The sequence below is a fragment of the Hymenobacter aerilatus genome, from assembly GCF_022921095.1.
Taxonomy (GTDB): Bacteria; Bacteroidota; Bacteroidia; order Cytophagales; family Hymenobacteraceae; genus Hymenobacter; species Hymenobacter aerilatus.
This window is the reverse complement of record NZ_CP095053.1, coordinates 3,725,210-3,745,575: the sequence shown is the minus strand read 5'-3', so window position 1 is coordinate 3,745,575 and position 20,366 is coordinate 3,725,210. Positions and strand designations below refer to the sequence as shown.

At 52.3% G+C, this 20,366-nt stretch carries 18 protein-coding genes and 1 pseudogene; 14 read left to right on the top strand and 5 right to left on the bottom strand.

The window, feature by feature from the left end:
* Positions 1 to 352 precede the first annotated feature (352 nt).
* Both mnmH and MUN82_RS15715 read right to left on the bottom strand, forming a co-directional pair.
* A complete protein-coding gene (gene mnmH, locus MUN82_RS15720; RefSeq protein WP_245091972.1) occupies positions 353 to 1,366 on the bottom strand; it encodes a tRNA 2-selenouridine(34) synthase MnmH in 1,014 nt (337 codons plus the stop codon).
* Positions 1,367 to 1,464: 98 nt separating this feature from the next.
* Complete coding sequence (locus MUN82_RS15715; RefSeq protein ID WP_245091970.1) at positions 1,465 to 2,181, bottom strand: pyridoxine 5'-phosphate synthase; 717 nt, start codon at positions 2,179 to 2,181, stop codon at positions 1,465 to 1,467.
* Positions 2,182 to 2,310: 129 nt separating this feature from the next.
* Here MUN82_RS15715 and MUN82_RS15710 point away from each other — a divergent pair, with 129 nt between their 5' ends.
* The 14 genes and pseudogenes from MUN82_RS15710 to MUN82_RS15645 all read left to right on the top strand — a co-directional run bounded on the left by MUN82_RS15710 (position 2,311) and on the right by MUN82_RS15645 (position 16,044).
* Positions 2,311 to 2,775 (top strand): GatB/YqeY domain-containing protein, encoded by a 465-nt coding sequence (locus MUN82_RS15710; protein ID WP_245091968.1) that lies wholly within the window; start codon positions 2,311 to 2,313, stop codon positions 2,773 to 2,775.
* 200 nt (positions 2,776 to 2,975) lie between these two features.
* Complete coding sequence (locus MUN82_RS15705) at positions 2,976 to 3,497, top strand: CvpA family protein (RefSeq protein WP_245091966.1); 522 nt, start codon at positions 2,976 to 2,978, stop codon at positions 3,495 to 3,497.
* Positions 3,498 to 3,595: 98 nt separating this feature from the next.
* Positions 3,596 to 4,222 (top strand): anthranilate synthase component II, encoded by a 627-nt coding sequence (locus MUN82_RS15700; RefSeq protein ID WP_245091964.1) that lies wholly within the window; start codon positions 3,596 to 3,598, stop codon positions 4,220 to 4,222.
* A 4-nt stretch (positions 4,223 to 4,226) separates the two neighbouring features.
* Positions 4,227 to 5,003 carry an alpha/beta fold hydrolase gene (locus MUN82_RS15695; protein ID WP_245091962.1) on the top strand — a complete coding sequence of 259 codons (777 nt, stop codon included), beginning with the start codon at positions 4,227 to 4,229 and terminating at the stop codon, positions 5,001 to 5,003.
* Positions 5,004 to 5,113: 110 nt separating this feature from the next.
* On the top strand, positions 5,114 to 5,791 hold the full coding sequence (locus tag MUN82_RS15690) for a CBS domain-containing protein (protein ID WP_245091960.1): 678 nt from the start codon (positions 5,114 to 5,116) through the stop codon (positions 5,789 to 5,791).
* A gap of 193 nt (positions 5,792 to 5,984) precedes the next feature.
* Positions 5,985 to 7,409: a POTRA domain-containing protein gene (locus MUN82_RS15685; protein WP_245091958.1), complete on the top strand. Its 1,425-nt coding sequence runs from the start codon at positions 5,985 to 5,987 to the stop codon at positions 7,407 to 7,409.
* Positions 7,410 to 7,447: 38 nt separating this feature from the next.
* Positions 7,448 to 8,340 (top strand): annotated as a pseudogene (locus MUN82_RS15680) (NAD kinase).
* 130 nt (positions 8,341 to 8,470) lie between these two features.
* Complete coding sequence (locus tag MUN82_RS15675; RefSeq protein WP_245091956.1) at positions 8,471 to 9,349, top strand: DUF6089 family protein; 879 nt, start codon at positions 8,471 to 8,473, stop codon at positions 9,347 to 9,349.
* Positions 9,350 to 9,392: 43 nt separating this feature from the next.
* Positions 9,393 to 10,151 carry a type IX secretion system protein PorG gene (porG, locus tag MUN82_RS15670; protein WP_245091954.1) on the top strand — a complete coding sequence of 253 codons (759 nt, stop codon included), beginning with the start codon at positions 9,393 to 9,395 and terminating at the stop codon, positions 10,149 to 10,151.
* Positions 10,152 to 10,243: 92 nt separating this feature from the next.
* Positions 10,244 to 10,990: an undecaprenyl pyrophosphate synthase gene (uppS, locus tag MUN82_RS15665; RefSeq protein ID WP_245091952.1), complete on the top strand. Its 747-nt coding sequence runs from the start codon at positions 10,244 to 10,246 to the stop codon at positions 10,988 to 10,990.
* A gap of 9 nt (positions 10,991 to 10,999) precedes the next feature.
* Positions 11,000 to 13,534: an outer membrane protein assembly factor BamA gene (gene bamA / locus MUN82_RS15660; protein WP_245091950.1), complete on the top strand. Its 2,535-nt coding sequence runs from the start codon at positions 11,000 to 11,002 to the stop codon at positions 13,532 to 13,534.
* Positions 13,535 to 13,548: 14 nt separating this feature from the next.
* Complete coding sequence (locus MUN82_RS15655) at positions 13,549 to 14,208, top strand: OmpH/Skp family outer membrane protein (RefSeq protein ID WP_245091948.1); 660 nt, start codon at positions 13,549 to 13,551, stop codon at positions 14,206 to 14,208.
* A 65-nt stretch (positions 14,209 to 14,273) separates the two neighbouring features.
* Positions 14,274 to 14,903 carry an OmpH/Skp family outer membrane protein gene (locus MUN82_RS15650; RefSeq protein WP_245091946.1) on the top strand — a complete coding sequence of 210 codons (630 nt, stop codon included), beginning with the start codon at positions 14,274 to 14,276 and terminating at the stop codon, positions 14,901 to 14,903.
* A gap of 82 nt (positions 14,904 to 14,985) precedes the next feature.
* Positions 14,986 to 16,044 carry an RluA family pseudouridine synthase gene (locus MUN82_RS15645; RefSeq protein ID WP_245091944.1) on the top strand — a complete coding sequence of 353 codons (1,059 nt, stop codon included), beginning with the start codon at positions 14,986 to 14,988 and terminating at the stop codon, positions 16,042 to 16,044.
* A gap of 79 nt (positions 16,045 to 16,123) precedes the next feature.
* Here the strand turns inward: MUN82_RS15645 and MUN82_RS15640 are convergent, their stop codons facing one another.
* From MUN82_RS15640 to MUN82_RS15630, 3 genes are all read right to left on the bottom strand, one after another.
* A complete protein-coding gene (locus MUN82_RS15640) occupies positions 16,124 to 17,743 on the bottom strand; it encodes a tetratricopeptide repeat protein (protein WP_245091942.1) in 1,620 nt (539 codons plus the stop codon).
* 38 nt (positions 17,744 to 17,781) lie between these two features.
* Positions 17,782 to 18,690, bottom strand: coding sequence for a PstS family phosphate ABC transporter substrate-binding protein (locus MUN82_RS15635; RefSeq protein ID WP_245091940.1), 909 nt, complete (start codon positions 18,688 to 18,690; stop codon positions 17,782 to 17,784).
* A 462-nt stretch (positions 18,691 to 19,152) separates the two neighbouring features.
* A complete protein-coding gene (locus MUN82_RS15630) occupies positions 19,153 to 20,001 on the bottom strand; it encodes an energy transducer TonB (RefSeq protein WP_245091938.1) in 849 nt (282 codons plus the stop codon).
* Positions 20,002 to 20,366 lie beyond the last annotated feature (365 nt).

The window sequence follows — 20,366 nt, the reverse complement described above, 5'->3', positions numbered from 1 at the left end:
AATCCGCTGCATTTTTAAGCTAAGTTGAGCGTTGTACATTGTGAAGCCACTGACGTTTAGCAGACAAGTAGAATGGGCGGGCAACGTAAAAACGAGCTTCTTGTCTTGCTGCTGCGTGACGAGCGTATCTGTTAACTGTCGCACTATCCTGTAAGAGGGGTTATACAGATGCGGCGCATATTGCAGATAAGAGGCTTGCAACTCCCTATCGTCTGATTTACTTAAGTAAATGACAACGGGATGATTGCTAGTGTTTCGGATGAATGCAAGGAGCGGGAATGAACAACCTGCTAATAGTAACAACGCACATACGTAAACTATTCTGCTGCGTGAATAGATGTTATGCATAACCTTACATTAGTTTCGTAGCCGCCAGCACCAGCTCCGCATTCACCACTGGGTCGCAAGTATCAGAAACAACGCGCGTAAATTTTCTACCTTCCAGCCCGTAGCTGTAAGTTTTATCATAATAATCCAGCACCAAGCTCACCATCTTCTCCATGTCGTCGTCGCCGATGGCGGCCAGGGCTTCTTTAGTAGCCAGCCCGCCCAGCCGCTTGCGAATGCGCAGCACAGCAGTAGCCAGCGCGCCGGCATCGTGGCGGCCGTATTCTTCGGCCAACTTGCGTACCCGTACCGCCCTCGGAATTTCTAGCACCACCAACGGCGCTTCCTGCAGTTGAGTGAACAACGGTGGCGGAATATGCACGCCGCCGATGGTGCGGCTCTCATCCTCTACCCAGGCAGGTAGGGTAGGGGGTAGGGCGGCTACCAACAGGGCTAAGTCGTTTTCGAACTGCTCTTGGGTAGGCTGGGCGGGCTGTCCGATACTGCCAAACGCCGAGCCCTTGTGGTGCGCTACGCCTTCCAAATCTAGCGTAGCCTCACCGCGGGCGGCTAGCTGCTGTAGCACGTCGGTTTTGCCGGAGCCCGTGAGGCCGCCCAGTACGCGCAACGGTCGGGACTCCGTGAACTGCGCCAAGGCCCAGCGGCGGTAGTCCTTGTAGCCTTTATCAAGCAGCTCTACCCGAAAACCAGCCAGCTCCAAGAGCCATTGCACGGCCCCGCTGCGCATGCCGCCCCGCCAGCAGTGCAAGCGCACGGCCCGGCCGGGCGCTATTTTCTGCGCCTGCTTCACCATCTGGCTCATCTTCGGCCCAAACAAATCCAGCCCCAGCAGCACGGCACGCTCCTGGTTGATCTGCTTGTAGGTGGTGCCAATGCGCGCCCGCTCCTCATCCGAAAACAACGGAAAGCTCACCGCCCCCGGAATGTGCCCCTGGGCAAACTCAGTAGGCGCCCGCGCATCCAGAATAGGTAGGTCTTCGGGTAGTTGCAAAAAGTCGGGTAGGGCGAGGCGGGGCATGCTTTCGATTAAATAAGTAAGAATGAATAATTAAAAGGGTAGGAGCGAATGAAAACGGCTTGCTATGAGGTCCGCTTTTCAACTCTAATTATTCATTCTTACTTGTTTAACTGCCGTCGGTACAGCTGAATCGTATTCTCCAGGCCCAGATACAGCGCGTCGCAGATGAGGGCGTGGCCAATGCTGACTTCGGCTAGGCCAGGTAGGTGTTGGTGGAGATAGGCAAGATTATCGAGGTCGAGGTCGTGGCCAGCGTTGAGGCCTAGGCCCAGCTCCTGGGCCAGTTCGGCGGCTTGGCGGTAGGGCGCTAGGGCGGCGGCAGGATTAGTGGCGTAACCGCTGGCGTAGGCTTCGGTATACAGCTCAATGCGGTCGGTGCCGGTGTCCACGGCGGCCTTCACCATAGCCGGATCGGGGTCGAGGAAAATGCTGACGCGGCAGCCTAGCGCCTTCAGCTCCTGCACTACCCCAATCAGGTAGGCTTGGTGCTTGATGGTGTCCCAGCCAGCGTTGGAGGTAATGGCATCGGGCGCATCAGGAACCAGTGTCACTTGCTCGGGGCGCACCTCGCGCACCAGATCCAGAAAATCGGGGGTAGGATTGCCCTCCACGTTCAGTTCCGTCGTTACTACGTGCTTTAGGTCGCGCACGTCCTGGTAGCGCACGTGGCGCTCGTCGGGGCGCGGGTGTACGGTGATGCCCTCGGCGCCAAACCGCTCACAATCACGGGCAGCCTGGAGCAAGTCGGGACGGTTGTGGCCCCGCGCATTCCGCAGCGTGGCGATTTTATTTATGTTTACGCTTAGCTTCGTCATCAGAAAAAAGAAGAAATACGAGTATACAACCCATCGTAACCGGCCAAAGTTACGTTTTGCCCGCGTAGCGGTCCACGGATTCGTCTGGCCGCTACCTCACCCACTGTCATTCCTTATTCCTCCCAAAAAATGGCTCTGAAAGAAACCATCGACGCCGATATTAAAAAGGCCATGCTGGCCAAAGACAAAGTGCGCCTAACCACGCTGCGCAGCATCAAATCTCAGATTTTGCTGGCCGAAACCGCCGAGGGCGCCCACGGCGCGGCCCTCACCCCGGCCGACGAAATCAAGCTGCTCACCAAATCTGCCAAGCAGCGCCGCGAAGCCGCCGACACCTACCAGAAGCAGTTCCGCTCCGATCTGGAAGAAAACGAACTGGCTGAGTTGGCTATCATTGAAGAGTACCTGCCCCAACAGCTTTCCGAAGCGGAGCTGGTAGGCCGCCTCACCGAAATCATCCAGCGTGTGGGCGCCACCGGACCCTCCGACCTAGGCAAGGTGATGGGCATTGCGGCCCGCGAGCTGTCCGGCCAAGCCGATGGCCGCCTGATTTCCCAAACCGTCGGCCACCTGCTTAACAATACAAATTTTTAAAGTTGTGAAGTGGTGAGTTTGTGAATAGGCAAGCATCTGTCATTTTGAGTGTCTGTCATCCTGAGCTTGCGAAGGACCTTCTCACGCGTGAACGACAAGCGCAACAACGACTCGTTCATGCGTGAGAAGGTCCTTCGCAAGCTCAGGATGACACGCGCTTTTTAAAAATCACAATTTCACCACTTCACCATTCCACTCCCATGTCTGGCCTTGATATTCTGCTGCTAATTCCGTTGGGGGTAGGGGCCGTGAAGGGCTTCCGGCGCGGATTGGTGCTGGAGGCGGTTTCGCTACTGGCCTTTGTGCTGGGCGTAATTGGCGGCTTGGCCCTGCTGCACGATGTGATTCCGCTGGTGCGTCACTATGTGGGTGAGGCTTTCGGCATGTTGCCACTGGTAGCGTTTCTGCTGGTGTTTGTGCTCATCATGTGGGGCGTGCACCTGCTGGGTGGTTTCATCCGAACGGCCGTACATTTGACACCTTTAGGCATGCTCGACCACCTACTAGGCGGCGTAGCCGGCCTGCTGAAGTGGTTGCTAGGTCTGAGCTTGCTGATCTACGGACTTTCGCTCTCGGGCATCTCTCTGCTCTCGCCCCAACTCGTGGACGATTCACAGGTACTACCCGTGGTGCAACGCGCTACGCCACTGGCTTTGCAAGTGGTAGCATGGGTGATGCCCTTCGCCGGTACCCTGCTGGCAAAACTTCGGGGCGTGTTTTAGGTTAAAAGGTAAAATTGTGAGTTTGTGAAGTTGTAAAATAGCATAGCAGCTAACAAGCGCCTGTTTTTTACAAATTCACAAGCTCACCACTTCACCGGATGCGCCTGCTGCTGCTCGACAACTTCGATTCCTTCACCTACACCCTGCGCGACTACCTGTGCCAGGCCGGGGCCGAGGTGCAGGTAGTGCGCAACGACGTGCCGCTGGCTGCCATCCGGCAGCTCGACTTCGAGGGCATCGTGTTGTCGCCGGGGCCGGGCGTACCGGCAGCGGCCGGTGTGATGCCGGCCGTTATCGAATTCTACCACCAGCACATGCCCATGCTGGGCGTGTGCCTGGGCCACCAAGCGCTGGGCGAGTTCTTCGGGGCGAAGCTGGGACGAGCCACCCGGCCCATGCACGGCAAGGTGTCTGAGGTGCGGTGGGTAGGGGAGGCAGAACCCCTGCAAATGGGTTTGCCCGCACAAGTAGCTGTCACGCGCTACCACTCGTTGGTGCTGCGGGACTTACCACCTGCCTTGCAACCATTGGCCCATACCACAGACTCTACTCAGGAGCTAATGGCCTTTCGCCATGCTACGTTGCCCATTCGCGGCGTGCAGTTTCATCCCGAGGCTCTGCTGACCACCCACGGCGGCGCCATGCTTCGCAATTGGGTCAAGTATTGTATCATTGCAAAGAACGGTGGGGTAGAAGTTCCACTTACCGACTACACTATCCTTTGAGACGATGGAGCTGCAGATCAAGGAACGTAATCATTTTCAATACATTGACGAAGGGAGCGGCGAGGTTCTGCTGTTGCTGCACGGCCTATTCGGTGCGCTCAGCAACTGGCACGACGTGGTAGACGGCTTCCGCAACGACTACCGCGTCATCATTCCCCTACTCCCCATCTACGACATGCCCCTGCTGAAGGCCGGCGTGCCGGGCCTGGTGAACTTTGTAGAGGATTTCCTGGCCGAACTGGGCCTAACGGAGCCCATGACGTTGCTCGGCAACTCGCTGGGGGGGCACGTGGCGCTAGTCTACACGCTGCATAACCCTACCCGCGTGGGGCGGTTGGTGCTTACAGGTAGCAGTGGCCTGTTCGAGGATTCGATGGGCAGCTCTTTCCCCAAACGTGGCAATTATGACTTCGTGCAGCAGCGGGTAGCTTACACCTTCTACGACCCCACCATTGCCACCAAGGAACTGGTAGATGAAGTATTCAACGTCACAAACTCCAACGCGAAGTGCCTGCGCATCATTAGTATTGCGCGGTCAGCGCAGCGCCACAACCTAAGCAAGGAACTGCATAATATTCAAATGCCGGTGCTGCTGGTATGGGGGCTGAACGATACCATCACGCCACCCATGGTGGCGCACGAGTTCTACCGGCTACTACCCCAGGCGGAGCTACGCTTCCTCGACCACTGCGGCCACGCTCCTATGATGGAGCGCCCAGCAGCATTTAATCAGCTACTTCGCCAATTTCTCTATCGAACCCAACCCCAACCTGTCGATTAATTACGTATTATACCAAAACGAACGGCCGGGCTTCAGAAATAAGAGAATGCCCGGCCGTTCCGTTTACTGCCCGCGTTGCTTTCCCTACCTCTGATCAGTTCTTCCCGCCGATGCTTTCGATGACAGCCGAAGACTTACTAAATCAAATGATTCCGCCGCTCAAGGTGTCGGATACCGCTGGGAAAGCCGCCAAGTGGTTGGAAGAATTCCATGTGAGCCAGCTGCCCGTTTTGGATGGCCGCCACTATATAGGCTTGGTAACCGACAGCGACGTAACCAATTACGAGCATCCTGCACATCAGCTGGCTGTCCTACCCTTGGGCTATGCTACCGCCTACGTGCAGCGCCACCAGCATTTCTATAATATCATGGAAGCAGCCGTACAACATAAGATTCAACTCGTGCCCGTGCTCAACGACCAGCGCGAGTACCTAGGCGTTGTCACCATTAGTGATGTGCTGGCCGCCTTCGGGCAAAGCCTCGATGTAGCTGGGCGCGGCGGTATTCTGGTGCTGTCGATGAATGAGCGCGACTACTCCTTGTCGCAGATCAGTCGCTATGTAGAGGAAAACAACGCCAAAATTCTCAGCGCCCACGTGGCGCAGGATGAAGAGGATAGCTACAAGATTCGGCTTACGCTGAAGCTCAATACGCCCCAGATTCAACGCATCGTGGCTACGCTTGAGCGGTTTGGCTTTGTGATTACAGCGCAGTTCAGCGGGGCCGAAGACACAGTGCCGGAAGACCAAGAGCGCTACGATGCGCTGTTGAAATATTTGAGCTTGTAGCCAGGGCAAAGCATAGCCGCAAAAAAGGCAGTAGCTTGCGCTACCCCTGACGAGCACCCGGCGGCCTGATTGTTGATGTGGAGCCGCACCCAGTGGCTTGGCAGTGGCAAATGCTATTACCTGCTGGCTACATAGCCCCTTCTCCGACTTTTTACCTCAACAACAGTTGCTGGCTTGCTTACTTGCCCTTCTATTGAGTTGGCTACCAGTACCAGCCCCTGCCAGCTCCCTACCCGATACTACCCGGGCTACCATAGGTAGCGATAGTACGCTCCGGGCACAATGCCCTGGCTATACACGGGTGCGGGTAGAGCAGGTGCTGTTTGTGGGCAACGCCAAGACCAAAGAGCGTATTCTACGCGCCGAGCTGGATTTTCGGGAGGGCGACTCGCTGTCTGTAAATAACCTAGGGAAGCGCCTCGAGGCCAATCGACGACGCATCTATAATCTGCAGCTTTTCCATGAGGTGGCCCTGCAGATGGTATGCCGAGATGGTAGCATCACTGTGCTGTTTGGCATGCAAGAGCGGTGGTATACATTTCCGGTACCCATTTTTTCGCTGGCCGACCGTAACTTCCGGTCGTGGGCCAACCGTCCCGACCGTTGGCGCCGGGTAGACTACGGTATTCATCTTACTCGTAATAACTTTCGGGGCCGCAACGAGCAATTGATAGCCAATTTGCAATTAGGCTTCAATCGCAAATACGAACTGTTTTATGAGGCCCCCGGTTACGGCAGGCGTCGTCGGTTGGGGCTAGGCCTAGCCGCCTCCTATTACCAAAGCCGCGCTCTGGACTATGCCACGGTGCAGGACCGCCTGGTAAACTACCGCGCGGAGAATGGTTTCGCCTTACAGCGGCAGTATTTTCTGGCCGGGTTGCGCTGGCGCCACACCGTGCAACGCCTGTCAGCTTTCGATGTGTCGTATCACCACGAACATGTGGCGCTAGAGGTGACGCAGCTTAACCCTAACTATTATTTGGGTAGCAACCGCCGTGATTATCTCGACTTTACGCTGAGCACTACTCTGAATCAGCGTAACACCTTTGCCTACCCTCTTACGGGCCGCTTCGTGCAGCTGATGGCCAGCCAACGGGTATTCCTGCGCTCGGGTAGTCCCAGCATCACTACCCTGTATGGTACGTACGCTCGCTACCTGTCGCTGGGGCATGGGTTTTACTACAGCGTGGGCGTACAAGCACGCGCCCGGTTTGCCCAGCGCATTGCCTACCCCGACAATCACGCTTTCGGCTACGAGTCCTTGGTGCGAGGCTACGACGCCTACGTAATAGACGGGCGGTATTACGGCTTGGCTCGGCAGGGGCTATCGTATCGCCTACTCGATTTAGGCCGCCTACGCCTCCACGGTATCGCCAATCCGAAAGTCAACAGCATTCCGCTGGTTTTTTATTTGAATACCTTTACCGACGCGGGTTACGTACTAGGGCGCGCTGCCGTGGCAGAGCGTTTTCAGAACCAGCTACCCAATCAACTGCTAGCATCAGCAGGCATCGGGCTGCATCTGGTAACGTACTACGACTGGGTATTCACAGCAGAGTATACTCTCAATGGTCGGGGCGAAACCGGCTTTTTCTTCCGTACATCCTTTCCTATTTGATAAAGCAGGGTAGGGATGTTCACAAATGAGCATCATCTATGAAAATTGCTATTCTAGGTAAACCGTTCAATGATGAAGCCGCACCATATTTGCAGGCATTGCTTAATGATCTAGCCGATCGTCAGGCTGAGGTACTGATTGAAACACGATTTTGCGACTACCTGCGCGAACACCTGCAGATACCCGGTAATACAACGTGTTTTCAGCGTGGCGATTCTCTGCAGGGCGTGCAGTTTGTCCTCAGCATCGGGGGCGACGGCACCTTACTTGACACTTTAACTTACGTAGGTAGCCTAGAAATTCCGATTCTAGGTATCAATACTGGGCGACTAGGCTTCTTGGCCACCATCAATCCCGAGCGAATTGCGCAGGCTTTAGATGCGCTATTCAAAGGTCATTTCATCATCGAAGAGCGTAGCCTGATCAGGGTAGACACTGACCCCGAAGTCTTTAGTGGCATCAATTTTGGGCTCAACGAGTTTTCTATTTTGAAGCGCGACACTTCATCTATGATTGTGGTGCACACATACATCGATGGCGAATACTTAAATTCCTATTGGGCCGATGGCCTGATTGTGTCGACGCCGACTGGTTCTACGGGATATTCACTGAGCTGTGGGGGCCGGTTATGTTGCCACAAACCAACAATTTTGTCATTGCTCCCGTATGTCCGCACAACCTGAATGTTCGGCCACTCATCGTACCCGATGAGAGCGTGATTTCATTTGAGATAGAAGGGCGTAGCAACAACTTTCTACTCTCGCTGGATTCACGCTCCGTCACCGTCGATGCTGGCATTCAGATAGCCGTGCGCCGCGAAACCTTCAACGCGCATTTGGTAAAGCTGAACCACGTTAACTTTTTGAGCACTTTGCGTAGTAAGTTGAACTGGGGGTTAGACCGCCGTAACCCAGCTGGCATTCCGGTCTGAAACATTGATAAATAATTATTTTTGTTTTTTAAGTTCCTCGTAACCTCTACTTTTGTTGTTGATTACAACTGCGCCCTAACGGTTTTGTCACATTTCTTCTGGACCTGCATATCATAACTTTCGCTTACTTATGAAGCAACTCTTCACTCACACGCTGGCTTCACTACTGCTCATGGGGCTGGTAGCTACCCAAGCCAACGCGCAACAGTTCAGCAAGCGGAAGCAATATAACTCCATTGGGCTAAGCCTGAATGCGATGAACTATTTCGGTGACATTGTACCGAAAACCAGCCTACCCAGCTTCCGTGCCGCAGCTACGCGCCCGAACGTTGGCATATACTATATGCGGCGCTTCTCCCCGCGTTTTTCCGGGAAGGCTGCCTTAAGCTATGGTCGTATTTCCGGTGATGACTCCAAAACGGCTGATCCAAACGGCGCCGAATCGCGCTACCGCTACAACCGGAACATGAATTTCCGCAATGATATTGTGGAACTATCCGGTATGGCAGTTTTCGATTTGATCGAGAACCGCAACAACTACCTGAAGCGCCCCGACTTTGTTCCCTACCTCACAGCTGGTGTTGCTGTATTTCGCCATAATCCAAAAGGCGCCGATGCCAATGGAAACTACGTGAACCTACAACCATTGCAAACGGAAGGTGTAGACTACAGTCTTACGCAGTTTGCTATACCATTTGGTGGTGGTGTTCGTTACCGGATAAATAAAAGCTTTGATATTGGGCTGGAGTTAATCACCCGCAAGACTTTTACCGACTACCTAGATGATGTGAGCGGCACATACGCAGATCCTAGCACCTTAGCTCCTGGTGCTGCTCAATACTTCGGGTACGGTATTACGAACAGTATCCGAAATGGTACGAATGATTTTCCTGGCTTCACCGCGGATGACGCTCGCCGTGGTAAGGATGGGAACGATTGGTATACTACCTTAGGGGTTACCGTCAACTACATTCTTGCTCCTCGCGTAAAGAACCCCAAATTCCGCTAGCCTATGCAACTTAGGCTGGCTACTTTTGACACAGCCCGCCTAAATGTTTAAATCGCACCTCTTCAAAACGCTCCTTACCTGTGGTATACCGGTAGGGAGCGTTTTTTTTGCCGCTACCGCCGCGGCCCAGAATACTAGTGAGTTGGGTATTGGCGTCGGTGGCGCCGTCTACCGCGGTGAAGTTGCTACATCATATCAATTCCGCAACAATCGACCGGCCATAACCGCTTTTTACCGAAAAGACATTACCAATCCGGTTACGCTGCGAGGAGGCCTTACTTATGGTATGCTGCGTGCCGACGATATCAACCAAAAAGGCGACAATGACGCGCCACTGCCTTTGCCTGGATACAGGCAAGCCGGACTAAAAGGGGGCTTATTGGAAGCTTCTGCCATAGTGGAGTATAATTTTTTCGACTACCATAATCGAAAAGATAAAATTCACTTCACCCCTTATTTATTCGCCGGTATTGCTGGATTTTATGCCAATACCCGCGTCAGCACAGCTAATGCGTCGTTGGCACCAGTAATAGACAGGAGCGGGTCAATGCTGGGCTTTGCTATTCCGGCCGGGGTAGGGATAAAATATGCTATTTCACCGCGGTGGAATTTAGGCGCAGAGGTTGGTGCTCGTAAGACCTTTACGGATAATCTAGATCACCTGAGCACGAAAAACACGCAGCTTAATGCCAGCTCTGAGCGCGATTTGTTAATCAACCGGCATACGCAGGATTGGTATTTCTATAATGGTATCAGCCTTTCTTACACATTCTACAAGATTCGCTGTCCTGAAGGGCAGTAAATAAATAGGGTATAAGACCGGGCATCTAATTGTAAAGGGAGGGTATGCAACCATTTGCGTAACTTGCAGCCTCCTATACGCAAAGAACAACAATGACCGCTCGGTCCGAAATTGACCTTCAGAGATTACCCGCTCACGTTGCCGTCATTATGGATGGCAACGGCCGCTGGGCCAAAAAAAAAGGTGGCTTACGCATCTTTGGGCATCAGAGTGCCATTACAGCTGTGCGCGAAACGGTAGAAGCCGCTGCAGAGTTAGGCATACGATTTCTAACGCTTTATGCGTTTTCCACCGAAAACTGGGCGCGTCCGGCGCATGAGGTAACAGCCCTGATGCAACTGCTAGTACATACCATTCGGCAGGAAACGCCCACTCTGTTGAAAAATGGGGTAAGGCTGCAAGCAATCGGTCAGCTGGATAGCCTGCCTAGAAGCTGCCAAAAAGAACTGGCTGAAGCCATCGAGCTAACGCAAAAGGGCGAACGTACCACGTTGGTCTTGGCGTTAAGCTACAGTGGTCGGTGGGACTTAGTACAGGCCACTCGCCGCCTGGGTGCCGATGTAGCAGCTGGCAAGCTTAGTGCTGCAGAGGTAACAGAACAAACTATCACCGGGTATCTGAGTACCGCCACAATGCCGGATCCGGAACTACTAATCCGGACAAGTGGAGAGCAACGCATCAGCAATTTTTTGCTATGGCAACTAGCTTATACTGAGTTATATATAACAGATTTGCTTTGGCCGGATTTTCGGAGAGAGCACTTTTATGAGGCTATCCGCGAATATCAGCGCCGCGAAAGGCGTTTTGGGAAAACCAGTGAGCAGTTAACCGTTTCGTAATTTCTTCGAATGACTTCTTTTTTCAACCAGCTTCGCTGGCTAGCTGTGCTATTAGTGTTGTTCGGCGGTGCTGCGGTTGGCACTCCTGCACAGGCACAAACTGCCCCTCCTAATGATGGAGCAGAACACTTCGTGCTGGGTGGTATTACAGTGAGCGGAGCACGTTACTTGGATAACAATACGCTGATTGCACTGACAGGTTTAAAAATAGGTGACCCAATTGCCATTCCAGGCGAAGAAATTGGTAAGGCTATTCGCAAACTGTGGGATCAGGGCATCCTAGGCGACGTGAGTGTGTCGACCACGAAGATTGAAGGCAACAAGATTTTCCTTGATTTTAATCTGAAGGAACGGCCCCGCTTATCGCGCTTTGAGTTTACGGGTATTGGTAAAGGTCAGGCGGATGAGCTAAAGAATAAGATCAAGCTGATTCGCGGAAAGGTAGTAACAGATGCCTTGCTCAACAACACACGCACGCAGGTTAAGAAGTTCTACACCAATAAGAGCTACCTTGATGTGAAGGTAAATATCACGCAACGGCCCGATTCGGCTCTGTCGAACAGCGTGGTATTGGTAATTAACGTGGATAAAGGCGATAAGATAAGAGTGCGTGATATTGCCTTTGAAGGGAACGAGGCTTTCTCGGACCGGAAGCTGAAGGGTAAGCTCAAGAAGACAAAGGAGAAGAAGCCTTACAAGCTACTGACCTCTGGCAAATTTCAGCGGACAGAGTATGAGGAAGACAAGCAGAAACTGCTCGATTTCTACAACGCTCAGGGCTATCGTGACGCCATTATTGTCTCGGATACACTGATTCGGAAGGATGATGGGCTGGCGCTACGTATCACAGTAGATGAAGGTCCTAAATACTACTTCCGCAACATTACTTGGAGCGGCAACTATCTCTACGATGATAAGACGTTAGCTTCGGTGCTGGGCATCAAGGAGGGTAGCGCGTACAGCAAAGAAACGCTGGACAAACGCCTAAACTATAACCCAACTGGTCAGGATATCACCTCACTCTACATGAACGACGGCTACTTGTTTTTCAGCATCGAGCCGGTAGAAACGAAGATTGAGGGTGACTCGATTGATATCGAGATGCGTATTAATGAAGGTGTGCAGGCGCGGGTGAAAGACATCAACATTGCCGGTAACACCAAAACCAGTGACCACGTCATTCGGCGAGAAATTCAAACCTTGCCGGGCGATAAATTCAACCGTGAATTGCTGATTCGTACGCAGCAACGGCTGTCTGGTCTGGGCTATTTTGACCCAGAGAAGGTAGGGATGAACCCTGTACCCAATCCGGCGGATGGTACTGTAGATATCAATTACACAGTGGCAGAAAAGCCCTCTGACCAAATCACCTTGTCGGGTGGCTGGGGTGGCTATGCAGGCTTTATTGGTACAGTAGGTTTGGTATTTAATAACTTCTCGCTGCGCAAGGCTGGTACGCTTAGCAACTGGCGGCCCGTGCCGGCTGGCGATGGTCAACGCTTAGCACTCAACGTGCAAGCCAACGGTCTGCAATACCAGGCGTATTCATTCTCTTTCACGGAACCGTGGCTGGGTGGTCGTAAGCCCAATTCGTTCTCGTTCAGCTTGAACAAGACGATTTCACGTTTCGGCACCAGCTTTGACCCTACCACCGGGCAATTTATCAAGTCGAACAGCGCTTCGATAGCCTTGGGCCGACGCCTGCGCTTCCCGGATGATTACTTTACGCTCAGTAATTCGATTTCGATAACGCAGTATAAGTTTCAAAACTATCCGCTGAACATTCGGAACAGTGCAGTGTCGGAGCTGACGACAGGTGATGCCAATAACTTTGTATTTAACACCACATTAGCCCGCAATAGCATCGACAATCCGACGTACACGCGGCGCGGCTCTTCGCTGTCACTGTCGTTGTCGCTGACGCCGCCGTATTCCTTATTCCCTGGAGCGCACCCCAACTCCACGCAATGGTTGGAATACCATAAGTGGATGTTCGATGCCTCGTGGTTCACGCCACTAGTAGGCAAGTTGGTTCTCAACTCGCGTGCTCACTTCGGTTTCCTAGGGGCATACAACAGCAACCGCGCCTTGGGGCCATTCGAGCGCTTTAAACTGGGTGGTTCGGGCCTGGGTTATGGTGGGGCCGCCAACTTCATTGTGGGTACCGAATACATCGGTCTGCGGGGCTACGCTGACCCGAACGACCAAGAGGCCATTCCGACGGCACAACAAGCTGATAACGGTGGTATAGCCTACAATAAGTTTGTAATGGAAATGCGTTATCCAGTGTCGTTGAACCCGGCCGCTACGGTTTATGTTCTGGGCTTTGCGGAGGCTGGTAACGCGTTCAATACTTATTCGCAGTACAACCCTTATAAGCTGTACCGTTCAGCAGGTATAGGCGCCCGCGTGTTTATGTCGGCGTTCGGTTTGCTTGGCTTCGACTACGGCTATGGTTTCGATACGGTTCCGGCTACCCTTACCAATCCTGGTACTGGCCCGAAAGGTCGCTTTCACTTCATCATTGGTCAGCAAATTCGCTAATCACCTCATCTTATATGAAAGCACTTCGGTATAGTTTGCTGGTACTGACGCTGGTGCTATTGCTGGCGCCAGCTGCGCTGGCCCAAAAGTTTGGCTATGTTGATTCCGAGTTTGTGATGGGCAAGATGCCCGCTTACGCCCAGGCGCAGCAGGAGCTCAATACCTTATCGCAGAACTGGCAGAAGGATATTGAAGCGCAGAAGCAGGACTTGGATAAGATGTACCGCACGTACCGCGCCGAAGAAGTACTCTTGACTGAGGCGCAGAAAAAGAAGCGCCAGGACGAGATTACTAAGAAAGAACAGGATGTGCGGGCCTACCAAAACAAGATTTTTGGCTACGAGGGTCAACTGTTTAAAAAGCGCCAGGAACTAACTCGCCCTGTGCAAGATCAAGTGTTTGAGGCAATAGAAAAAGTAGCGAAGAAGAAGCAATTGGCTATTGTTTTTGATAAATCTGGCGACCTGACCATGCTCTACACCAATCCCGTGCACGACTACACGGAATTTGTTTTGGAGGAATTAGGTTTGGCTTCTTCCGACCGTAATCAACCGGCACAGCCCGGTGCTACGCGTACTGTAACGCCCCCACAAACACCCGCCGGTAGCCCCGATACGGAGCCTAGCGCACCGCAAGCCGCTCCTACCCGAACAAGGCCAAGTGGCCGGCCTTAGCCAAAAAATTGAAATTCTTACCTTTGCCCTACTCCATCACTGATTTTTCCCCTTTAATGATCACCATGAACAAGATTCGCCTCGCCCTGGCTGCCGTTGTGCTTACCGTTGCTACGGCTACTTCCGCGCTGGCCCAGGCTCCCCTCAAGATTGGCTACACTAGCGTATCCTATGTGTTGGCTCAAATGCCCGAAAGCAAGCAAATTGAGTCTCAGCTGAAAACGTATAGCGGTCAGCTCGAAGCACAGTTGAAAACAAAGTACACTGAGTACCAGACTAAGGGCGAAGCGTATCAGAAGGGTGCTAGCACTATGTCTGATGTCGTGCGCGCTGATAAAGAAAAGGAGCTGCAAAATATCCAGCAGTCTATTCAGGAGTTTCAGCGTAATGCTGACCAGAGTTTACAGCAGCGTCAGCAGACTCTGCTGAAGCCCGCTCTCGATAAGCTGCAAAAGGCAATCGACGATGTTGCTAAGGAGCAAGGTTACACGTATGTACTGAACTCGGACGGTGACAGCCCTGTATTACTGCATGGCCCCGAAGACGGTAATATCTCGGATATCGTATTGAAGAAAATGGGTATTACACCGCCTGCTCCGGGTGCTGCACCAGCCGCTTCTGCTGTTCCTACCCCTGCTGCCGCTGCGCCTAAGTCCGCTGCTGCACCTGCTACCCCAAGCAAGAAGAAGAAGTAATACTATCCGCTTTAGCGGGACAACAGAAAAGCCGGAACCCATGGGTTCCGGCTTTTCTGTTGTATGCCCCTACCTTTACAGTATGCTACCCTCGCCCGACGACGCCCTACCCATTCCGCCCGATGATGAAGCGGAAGGGGGAGATGAACTCTACGAACACCACCGCATCCGAGCCGATAAAGGACAGGAGCTCCTGCGGTTGGATAAGTTTCTGCTCAACCGCCTACCTAGTACATCGCGCACTCGCATCCAGAATGCTATCAAGGCGGAAGCAGTGCAGGTGAACGACAAACCGGCCAAAGCCAACTACCGCGTAAAGCCCTTGGATGTGGTGACGGTAACGCTGCCTGAGCCGCCACGTGAGTTTAAGGTAGTGCCTGAACCCATGGAGCTGGATATCCGCTACGAGGACGAATCGTTGCTGCTCGTGAATAAACCAGCTGGTTTGGTAGTGCACCCGGCGTTTGGCAACTGGAACGGTACGTTGGTGAATGGCTTGGCCTACCACCTGCACAACCTACCTACCGGCCGCAACGGCGAAATCAGACCGGGCCTGGTGCACCGCATCGACAAGGATACATCGGGCTTGCTGGTGATTGGCAAGTCAGAATGGGCTATGACGCACTTGTCGCAGCAGTTTTTTCACCATACGATTGAGCGCACCTATCTGGCATTGGTGTGGGGTGTGCCCAAAGAGCCGGCAGGAACAATTACGGGCCATATAGGACGTAGCTTAAAAGATCGTAAGGTACAGGCTGTCTACCCCGAGGGAGAGCAAGGCAAGCACGCCGTGACGCATTATAAAGTGCTGCGCACCTACCAGCACGTGGCCTTGCTCCAATGCAACCTCGAAACAGGTCGTACGCACCAGATTCGAGCGCACATGAAGCACATTGGTCACCCATTGTTCTCGGATGCCACCTATGGTGGCGACAAGGTGCTCTATGGGCAGCGTACGGGAGCATACAAGGCCTTTGTCGAGAAGGCCTTTAGTTTGATGCCTCGCCAGGCATTACACGCCAAATCGCTTGGGTTCGTGCATCCTGTCACTGGTGCCCCGATGCAGTTTGAGGTTGAACTGCCCGCCGATTTTGCAGCGGTATTAGCTGCCTGGGACGAGTATGCTAGTGCTGAGGGGTAGGAAAGTAGTCAATCAAACAAAAAAGGCCCGCTATCAAGCTTGATAGCGGGCCTTTTTACGTATTCTGATAATCTAAGAACTACTTACGAGCAGTTTTAGTACCCGAAATGCTGTTCACAGCAGTTTTGGCTTGGTTATCATTCGGGTCAAGAGCTAAGGCAGCCTGCCAGTAGGGTAGCGAAGTTGCTTTATCGCCTTTCTGGAAATAATAGTAGCCCAGATATTTGTTGGCTGTCAGCACCTCGTTTTTGTAACGAGCGGCATCCTCAGGGTTAGCCTTCATCATCTCCAAAAACTTTTCATAGTACGGCTTAGCCTTCCCTTCCGTCGAGTTGGGGTCGAGGTTGGAGTTTACACGGGCACGCATCAAATAACCAGCAGCATACTCAGGACGGGCAGTCAGTACGCCAGCATACAGGCTATCCGCTTGCTGATACTGCTTGTTGTACTCATATGCGTTGGCCAAACGAATTTGGTCCGTCAACTCAGCGCTACCATTTGCCTTGATCTGATTAGCAATTTTGGTTCTATAGGTAGCCACTGCCATGGGGTAGTCCTTCTTGGTCAGATAGGCCTGAGCCAAGTCGTTCTGTAGGTCGCCGGCTTTCTGTGGGTCCATTTCAATACCCTTCTTGATAGAGGCAATACCCTCATCATACTTGCCTGCAGCTGCCTGCATTTTGCCCAGGTATACATAGTCGTCAGCAATCAGCTTGTTGGCTGGTACCAATGACATGTATTTCTGCATAGCTGCTATGGCCTCATCGTTTTTCTTATCCTCGTAAAGCGAGTAAGCGACCAAGCGGTTCATGGCCACATTGTTGGGGTCCACGGCCAGTACTTTCCGGGCTTCCTCAATGGTTTTAGGATATTCCTTCGTCAGGAATAGGAAAGCCGCATACGTTGCATTGGTTTGGGGAGTACGCTCAGCGCGGTCGATATACTTCTGAAACGTCTCTAGCGCCAGTTTATACTGACCAGCATAATAGTATGTCTCGGCCAAGTCGCGGTAGGCCGGTGCATAGTTCGGGTCGAGGCTGATGGCCTTTTCGAAAGCAGTACGCGCCTCGTTGTAGTTACGAGCACGCACGTTCAGCTGGCCCTGACGATAGTATGCCTGCACATTGTTCGGGTCGGCCAGCAACGCGCGCGAGTAGCTACCCGAGGCGTTACCACCACCTTCAGCCGTTTTCAGGTAGATGTCACCACGGGCTACCATCAGCGCGGGCGAATCTTTTTCCTTGTTGGCTTTGTGCGCAGCCTCTACGTACGTCAGCGCCTTGGTGATATTCTTCTCATCCGACTCAGCATATGCTTGCGCAATTTTGGTCAGAACATCGGCGTCCTTGCTCTTGGTTTTCTTAACAGCCTCATCAAAATGGGCTTCGGCTTCCGCGGTTTTGCCTTGCGCTAGAGCGGCCCGGCCAGCTGCTACCATCGATAGTGCCGACTTGGGGTCGTTTGCACCTTTGTTGAAATAGTAAGCAGCCGAGTCCGGCATATCGCGGAACTGGTACAAACGACCAAGCTCGTAATTTGCTTCAACGGACTGTGGCTGGCGCAACAGATCGGCACGAGCCTGACCGTAGCGCTCAAGTTCAATAGCTTTCTGCGCGCTCTGGACATTTTGGGCAACGGCAGACGAGCCGTATACCGACAAAGCAGCGAGGAGGGAAAGCTTCCAGGGCTTGAGAGTCATAAATCAAAAATTTGGTGAAAGAGCGAAAGAATGCGCAACTACTGAGCTGCGGTATTAACAATTCGGGTTTGCCCAATAGCTGGTACTAGGCCGGATTTCAGAATAATCAGCTGGCCTTTAGAGCCCGCTACAAAAGCAACCAGCCCTTTGCCCAGACCAGTGCGGGCATCCCGACTGATGATGTACAAATTGCGCCGTAAAGGATACGTTTTCAGCGCTAGGTAGGCTTGGTAGGGTTGCAGATAGTCATCAGGATTAGCTGATACTTTCGGAGCAATAGCTGCCACCCGAATTTTATCCAAAAAGGCCTCTACAGTTTTGTCGTCCCGGTCGCTGATCCAATTGGCGCCGATTACTCCAATGGCGTTAGGATGACTAGCAACGTAGTCGATTAGAGCAGGGTTCGATTTGGAAGCATAAATCTTTGAAGTAAGCGCAGCGCCTCGGGTAATAGAGTCCTGCACAAATCGGGTAGTGCTTGAGCGGTTGGCGTCAAATACTACATTAATAGCATTCAATGTCTTTTTACCACTGACCTGGTCCCAGCGGGTAGTTTTACCTGTAAAAATGTCCCGCAGTTGGTCCATCGTCAATAGAGTGTCCGGGTTGGAAGGGTGCAGAATAATCGCTAGCCCATCCGTGCCTACCCGCACTTCTTCCGGGATGATCTTGTCCTTGCCTAGGGTAGCCCGCTCATCAGCAGTTAACTCACGTGACAAAACCACCACGCGCGACCGATTAGCCAACAAATCCTGCACTACATCTTGCTCAGGCTTATAGCTGGATGTAACCTTAGCATACTTGTAAAGTTCCTGAAATGTATCCGTTTCAGCTTTTACAATAGGCTCAAACGTCTCATCTACGCTAATGGTCAGCTTGCCAGAAGTAGGGGTATCATTTACTTCCAGTTCGCCTTTGTCATTAGGCCGATTGCAGCTTGCAGTCATACCAGCAAGAGCCACTATACTCCCCAGCACCCACCGACTAGCGCGCATCATGATCATAGGTTTTTTGAAAGTGCTGACGATAAATCCGAACAAATCTAATAATTCCGTAAAATATGAATACTCCACCCAGTATTCGACGGGGGCCTAACGGTAGATTGAAGGCGCCATTGGGTGCCGCTACTAAGTAAATGCCAAGGCCGAAGTAGATAACGGCCATCAATAGTAAAAAGTATCGGGTGAGAGACGAAGAAGAAGTGGAGCGGCCCAGCCGCTCTTCCGTGGTAGGGCGATGCATGTACGAAAGTATTAAGGAAAGAAGATTTTATATTTTAACGTTAAAGAGGAGGTGTTTTGTTCGCATTATACATGATAGTACAGGGAAAGCGTACCACCTCATACCAAAAAACAGCCAACGGAAACTCCGTTGGCTGTTTCTGATTGCTAGTATATAGGAAAATATGATTACTCGTAACGGAAAGTAATCGGCATAGTATAGCGCACGGGCACAGAACGGCTATTCTGTCGGCCAGGCGTCCAGGCTGGCATTTTGCGTATCACCCGCATAGCTTCTTCATCTGTGCCATAGCCTAGGCCTTTTGCAATCTCCACGTTTGTGATAGACCCATCGGTATTCACAACAAACGAGACGTAGACCTTACCGGCAATATTGTTGGATAGCGCTTGGGTAGGGTAGCGTAAATTCTTTTGCATGAATTTACGCAACGCATCGGGGCCGCCGGCAAATTCTGGCATCACCTCGGCGTATTCAAATGGTTGAGCCGGAGGAGCAGCTGCTGTTCTGCCCGAATCGTTATTCCCAATGGTAGCGTTTCCGGTGGCGTTTATCTCACCGGTGGCACTGCCTCCCAGTACGCCCGGGCGCTCAACTTCACCGAGTATACCATCGGTAAGCGTAGTGGGAGAGGTTTCTTTTAGAGGTTCTACCTTCACCTGGTCGTCGGGTACAACACGAGTGGGTACTGTTTCGCGTATAGTCGTCACTATAACTGGTGCGGGTGGCGCTGCTGCTACCTCGGGTTGCTCAGTAGGTGGGGGTAGGACTACATTGATGAGCTCATTAATCGGCTTACTTGCGCTTGGTGGAAGTATATCTGCACTTACGGTTGGCCATAGCTTATTCACAAGCAGCGGGACACTCACCAGCAATAAAAACAGCGAGAAGGCAATTAGCGCTGCCCGTGTGAGGTGCTGATGATAGAGCCTACGAAGGACAAAAGCTCCGTAGGCTTTGTTACGACCTTCAAAGACAATATCGTCTAAGGTGGCGGTAGGGAGGTGTAGGGTATTCATGGGCAGAGGGGTTAAACAGTGAAACCATATCCGTAATGCGCATTACCCAAGCAGGCTACAGCCAATAGGCTAGTACGCCTCTGCTTTCATCTTACCAACGGTAATTATTTTGTAAATGGTATATAGTGAGTTTTTATTTTGGCTGAACTAGGGCCTGTGGACAGTAATGAAAAGGATTTTAAAGTTTCTAAGACGTCAGATTAGGCATAATGTCCTTTTTATTGATGTTTACACAGCCTAGTCGCAATGCAGTTGTATTAGCAACCATGCAGCGTAATGAAGGTGCAATAGCCTGCGGAGAGGCTGTAAAACAGAAACCCCGGACCAAGCATTGCTTGGTCCGGGGTTTCTGTTGTTTGGATGCT

Excerpts from the sequence above, each read along its gene's own strand:
- mnmH (WP_245091972.1), bottom strand. The coding sequence starts at position 1,366 with ATGCCCCGCCTCGCCCTACCCGACTTTTTGCAACTACCCGAAGACCTA.
- MUN82_RS15715 (WP_245091970.1), bottom strand. The coding sequence starts at position 2,181 with ATGACGAAGCTAAGCGTAAACATAAATAAAATCGCCACGCTGCGGAAT.
- MUN82_RS15710 (WP_245091968.1), top strand. The coding sequence starts at position 2,311 with ATGGCTCTGAAAGAAACCATCGACGCCGATATTAAAAAGGCCATGCTG.
- MUN82_RS15705 (WP_245091966.1), top strand. The coding sequence starts at position 2,976 with ATGTCTGGCCTTGATATTCTGCTGCTAATTCCGTTGGGGGTAGGGGCC.
- MUN82_RS15700 (WP_245091964.1), top strand. The coding sequence starts at position 3,596 with ATGCGCCTGCTGCTGCTCGACAACTTCGATTCCTTCACCTACACCCTG.
- MUN82_RS15695 (WP_245091962.1), top strand. The coding sequence starts at position 4,227 with ATGGAGCTGCAGATCAAGGAACGTAATCATTTTCAATACATTGACGAA.
- MUN82_RS15690 (WP_245091960.1), top strand. The coding sequence starts at position 5,114 with ATGCTTTCGATGACAGCCGAAGACTTACTAAATCAAATGATTCCGCCG.
- MUN82_RS15675 (WP_245091956.1), top strand. The coding sequence starts at position 8,471 with ATGAAGCAACTCTTCACTCACACGCTGGCTTCACTACTGCTCATGGGG.
- porG (WP_245091954.1), top strand. The coding sequence starts at position 9,393 with ATGTTTAAATCGCACCTCTTCAAAACGCTCCTTACCTGTGGTATACCG.
- uppS (WP_245091952.1), top strand. The coding sequence starts at position 10,244 with ATGACCGCTCGGTCCGAAATTGACCTTCAGAGATTACCCGCTCACGTT.
- bamA (WP_245091950.1), top strand. The coding sequence starts at position 11,000 with ATGACTTCTTTTTTCAACCAGCTTCGCTGGCTAGCTGTGCTATTAGTG.
- MUN82_RS15655 (WP_245091948.1), top strand. The coding sequence starts at position 13,549 with ATGAAAGCACTTCGGTATAGTTTGCTGGTACTGACGCTGGTGCTATTG.
- MUN82_RS15650 (WP_245091946.1), top strand. The coding sequence starts at position 14,274 with ATGAACAAGATTCGCCTCGCCCTGGCTGCCGTTGTGCTTACCGTTGCT.
- MUN82_RS15645 (WP_245091944.1), top strand. The coding sequence starts at position 14,986 with ATGCTACCCTCGCCCGACGACGCCCTACCCATTCCGCCCGATGATGAA.
- MUN82_RS15640 (WP_245091942.1), bottom strand. The coding sequence starts at position 17,743 with ATGACTCTCAAGCCCTGGAAGCTTTCCCTCCTCGCTGCTTTGTCGGTA.
- MUN82_RS15635 (WP_245091940.1), bottom strand. The coding sequence starts at position 18,690 with ATGACTGCAAGCTGCAATCGGCCTAATGACAAAGGCGAACTGGAAGTA.
- MUN82_RS15630 (WP_245091938.1), bottom strand. The coding sequence starts at position 20,001 with ATGAATACCCTACACCTCCCTACCGCCACCTTAGACGATATTGTCTTT.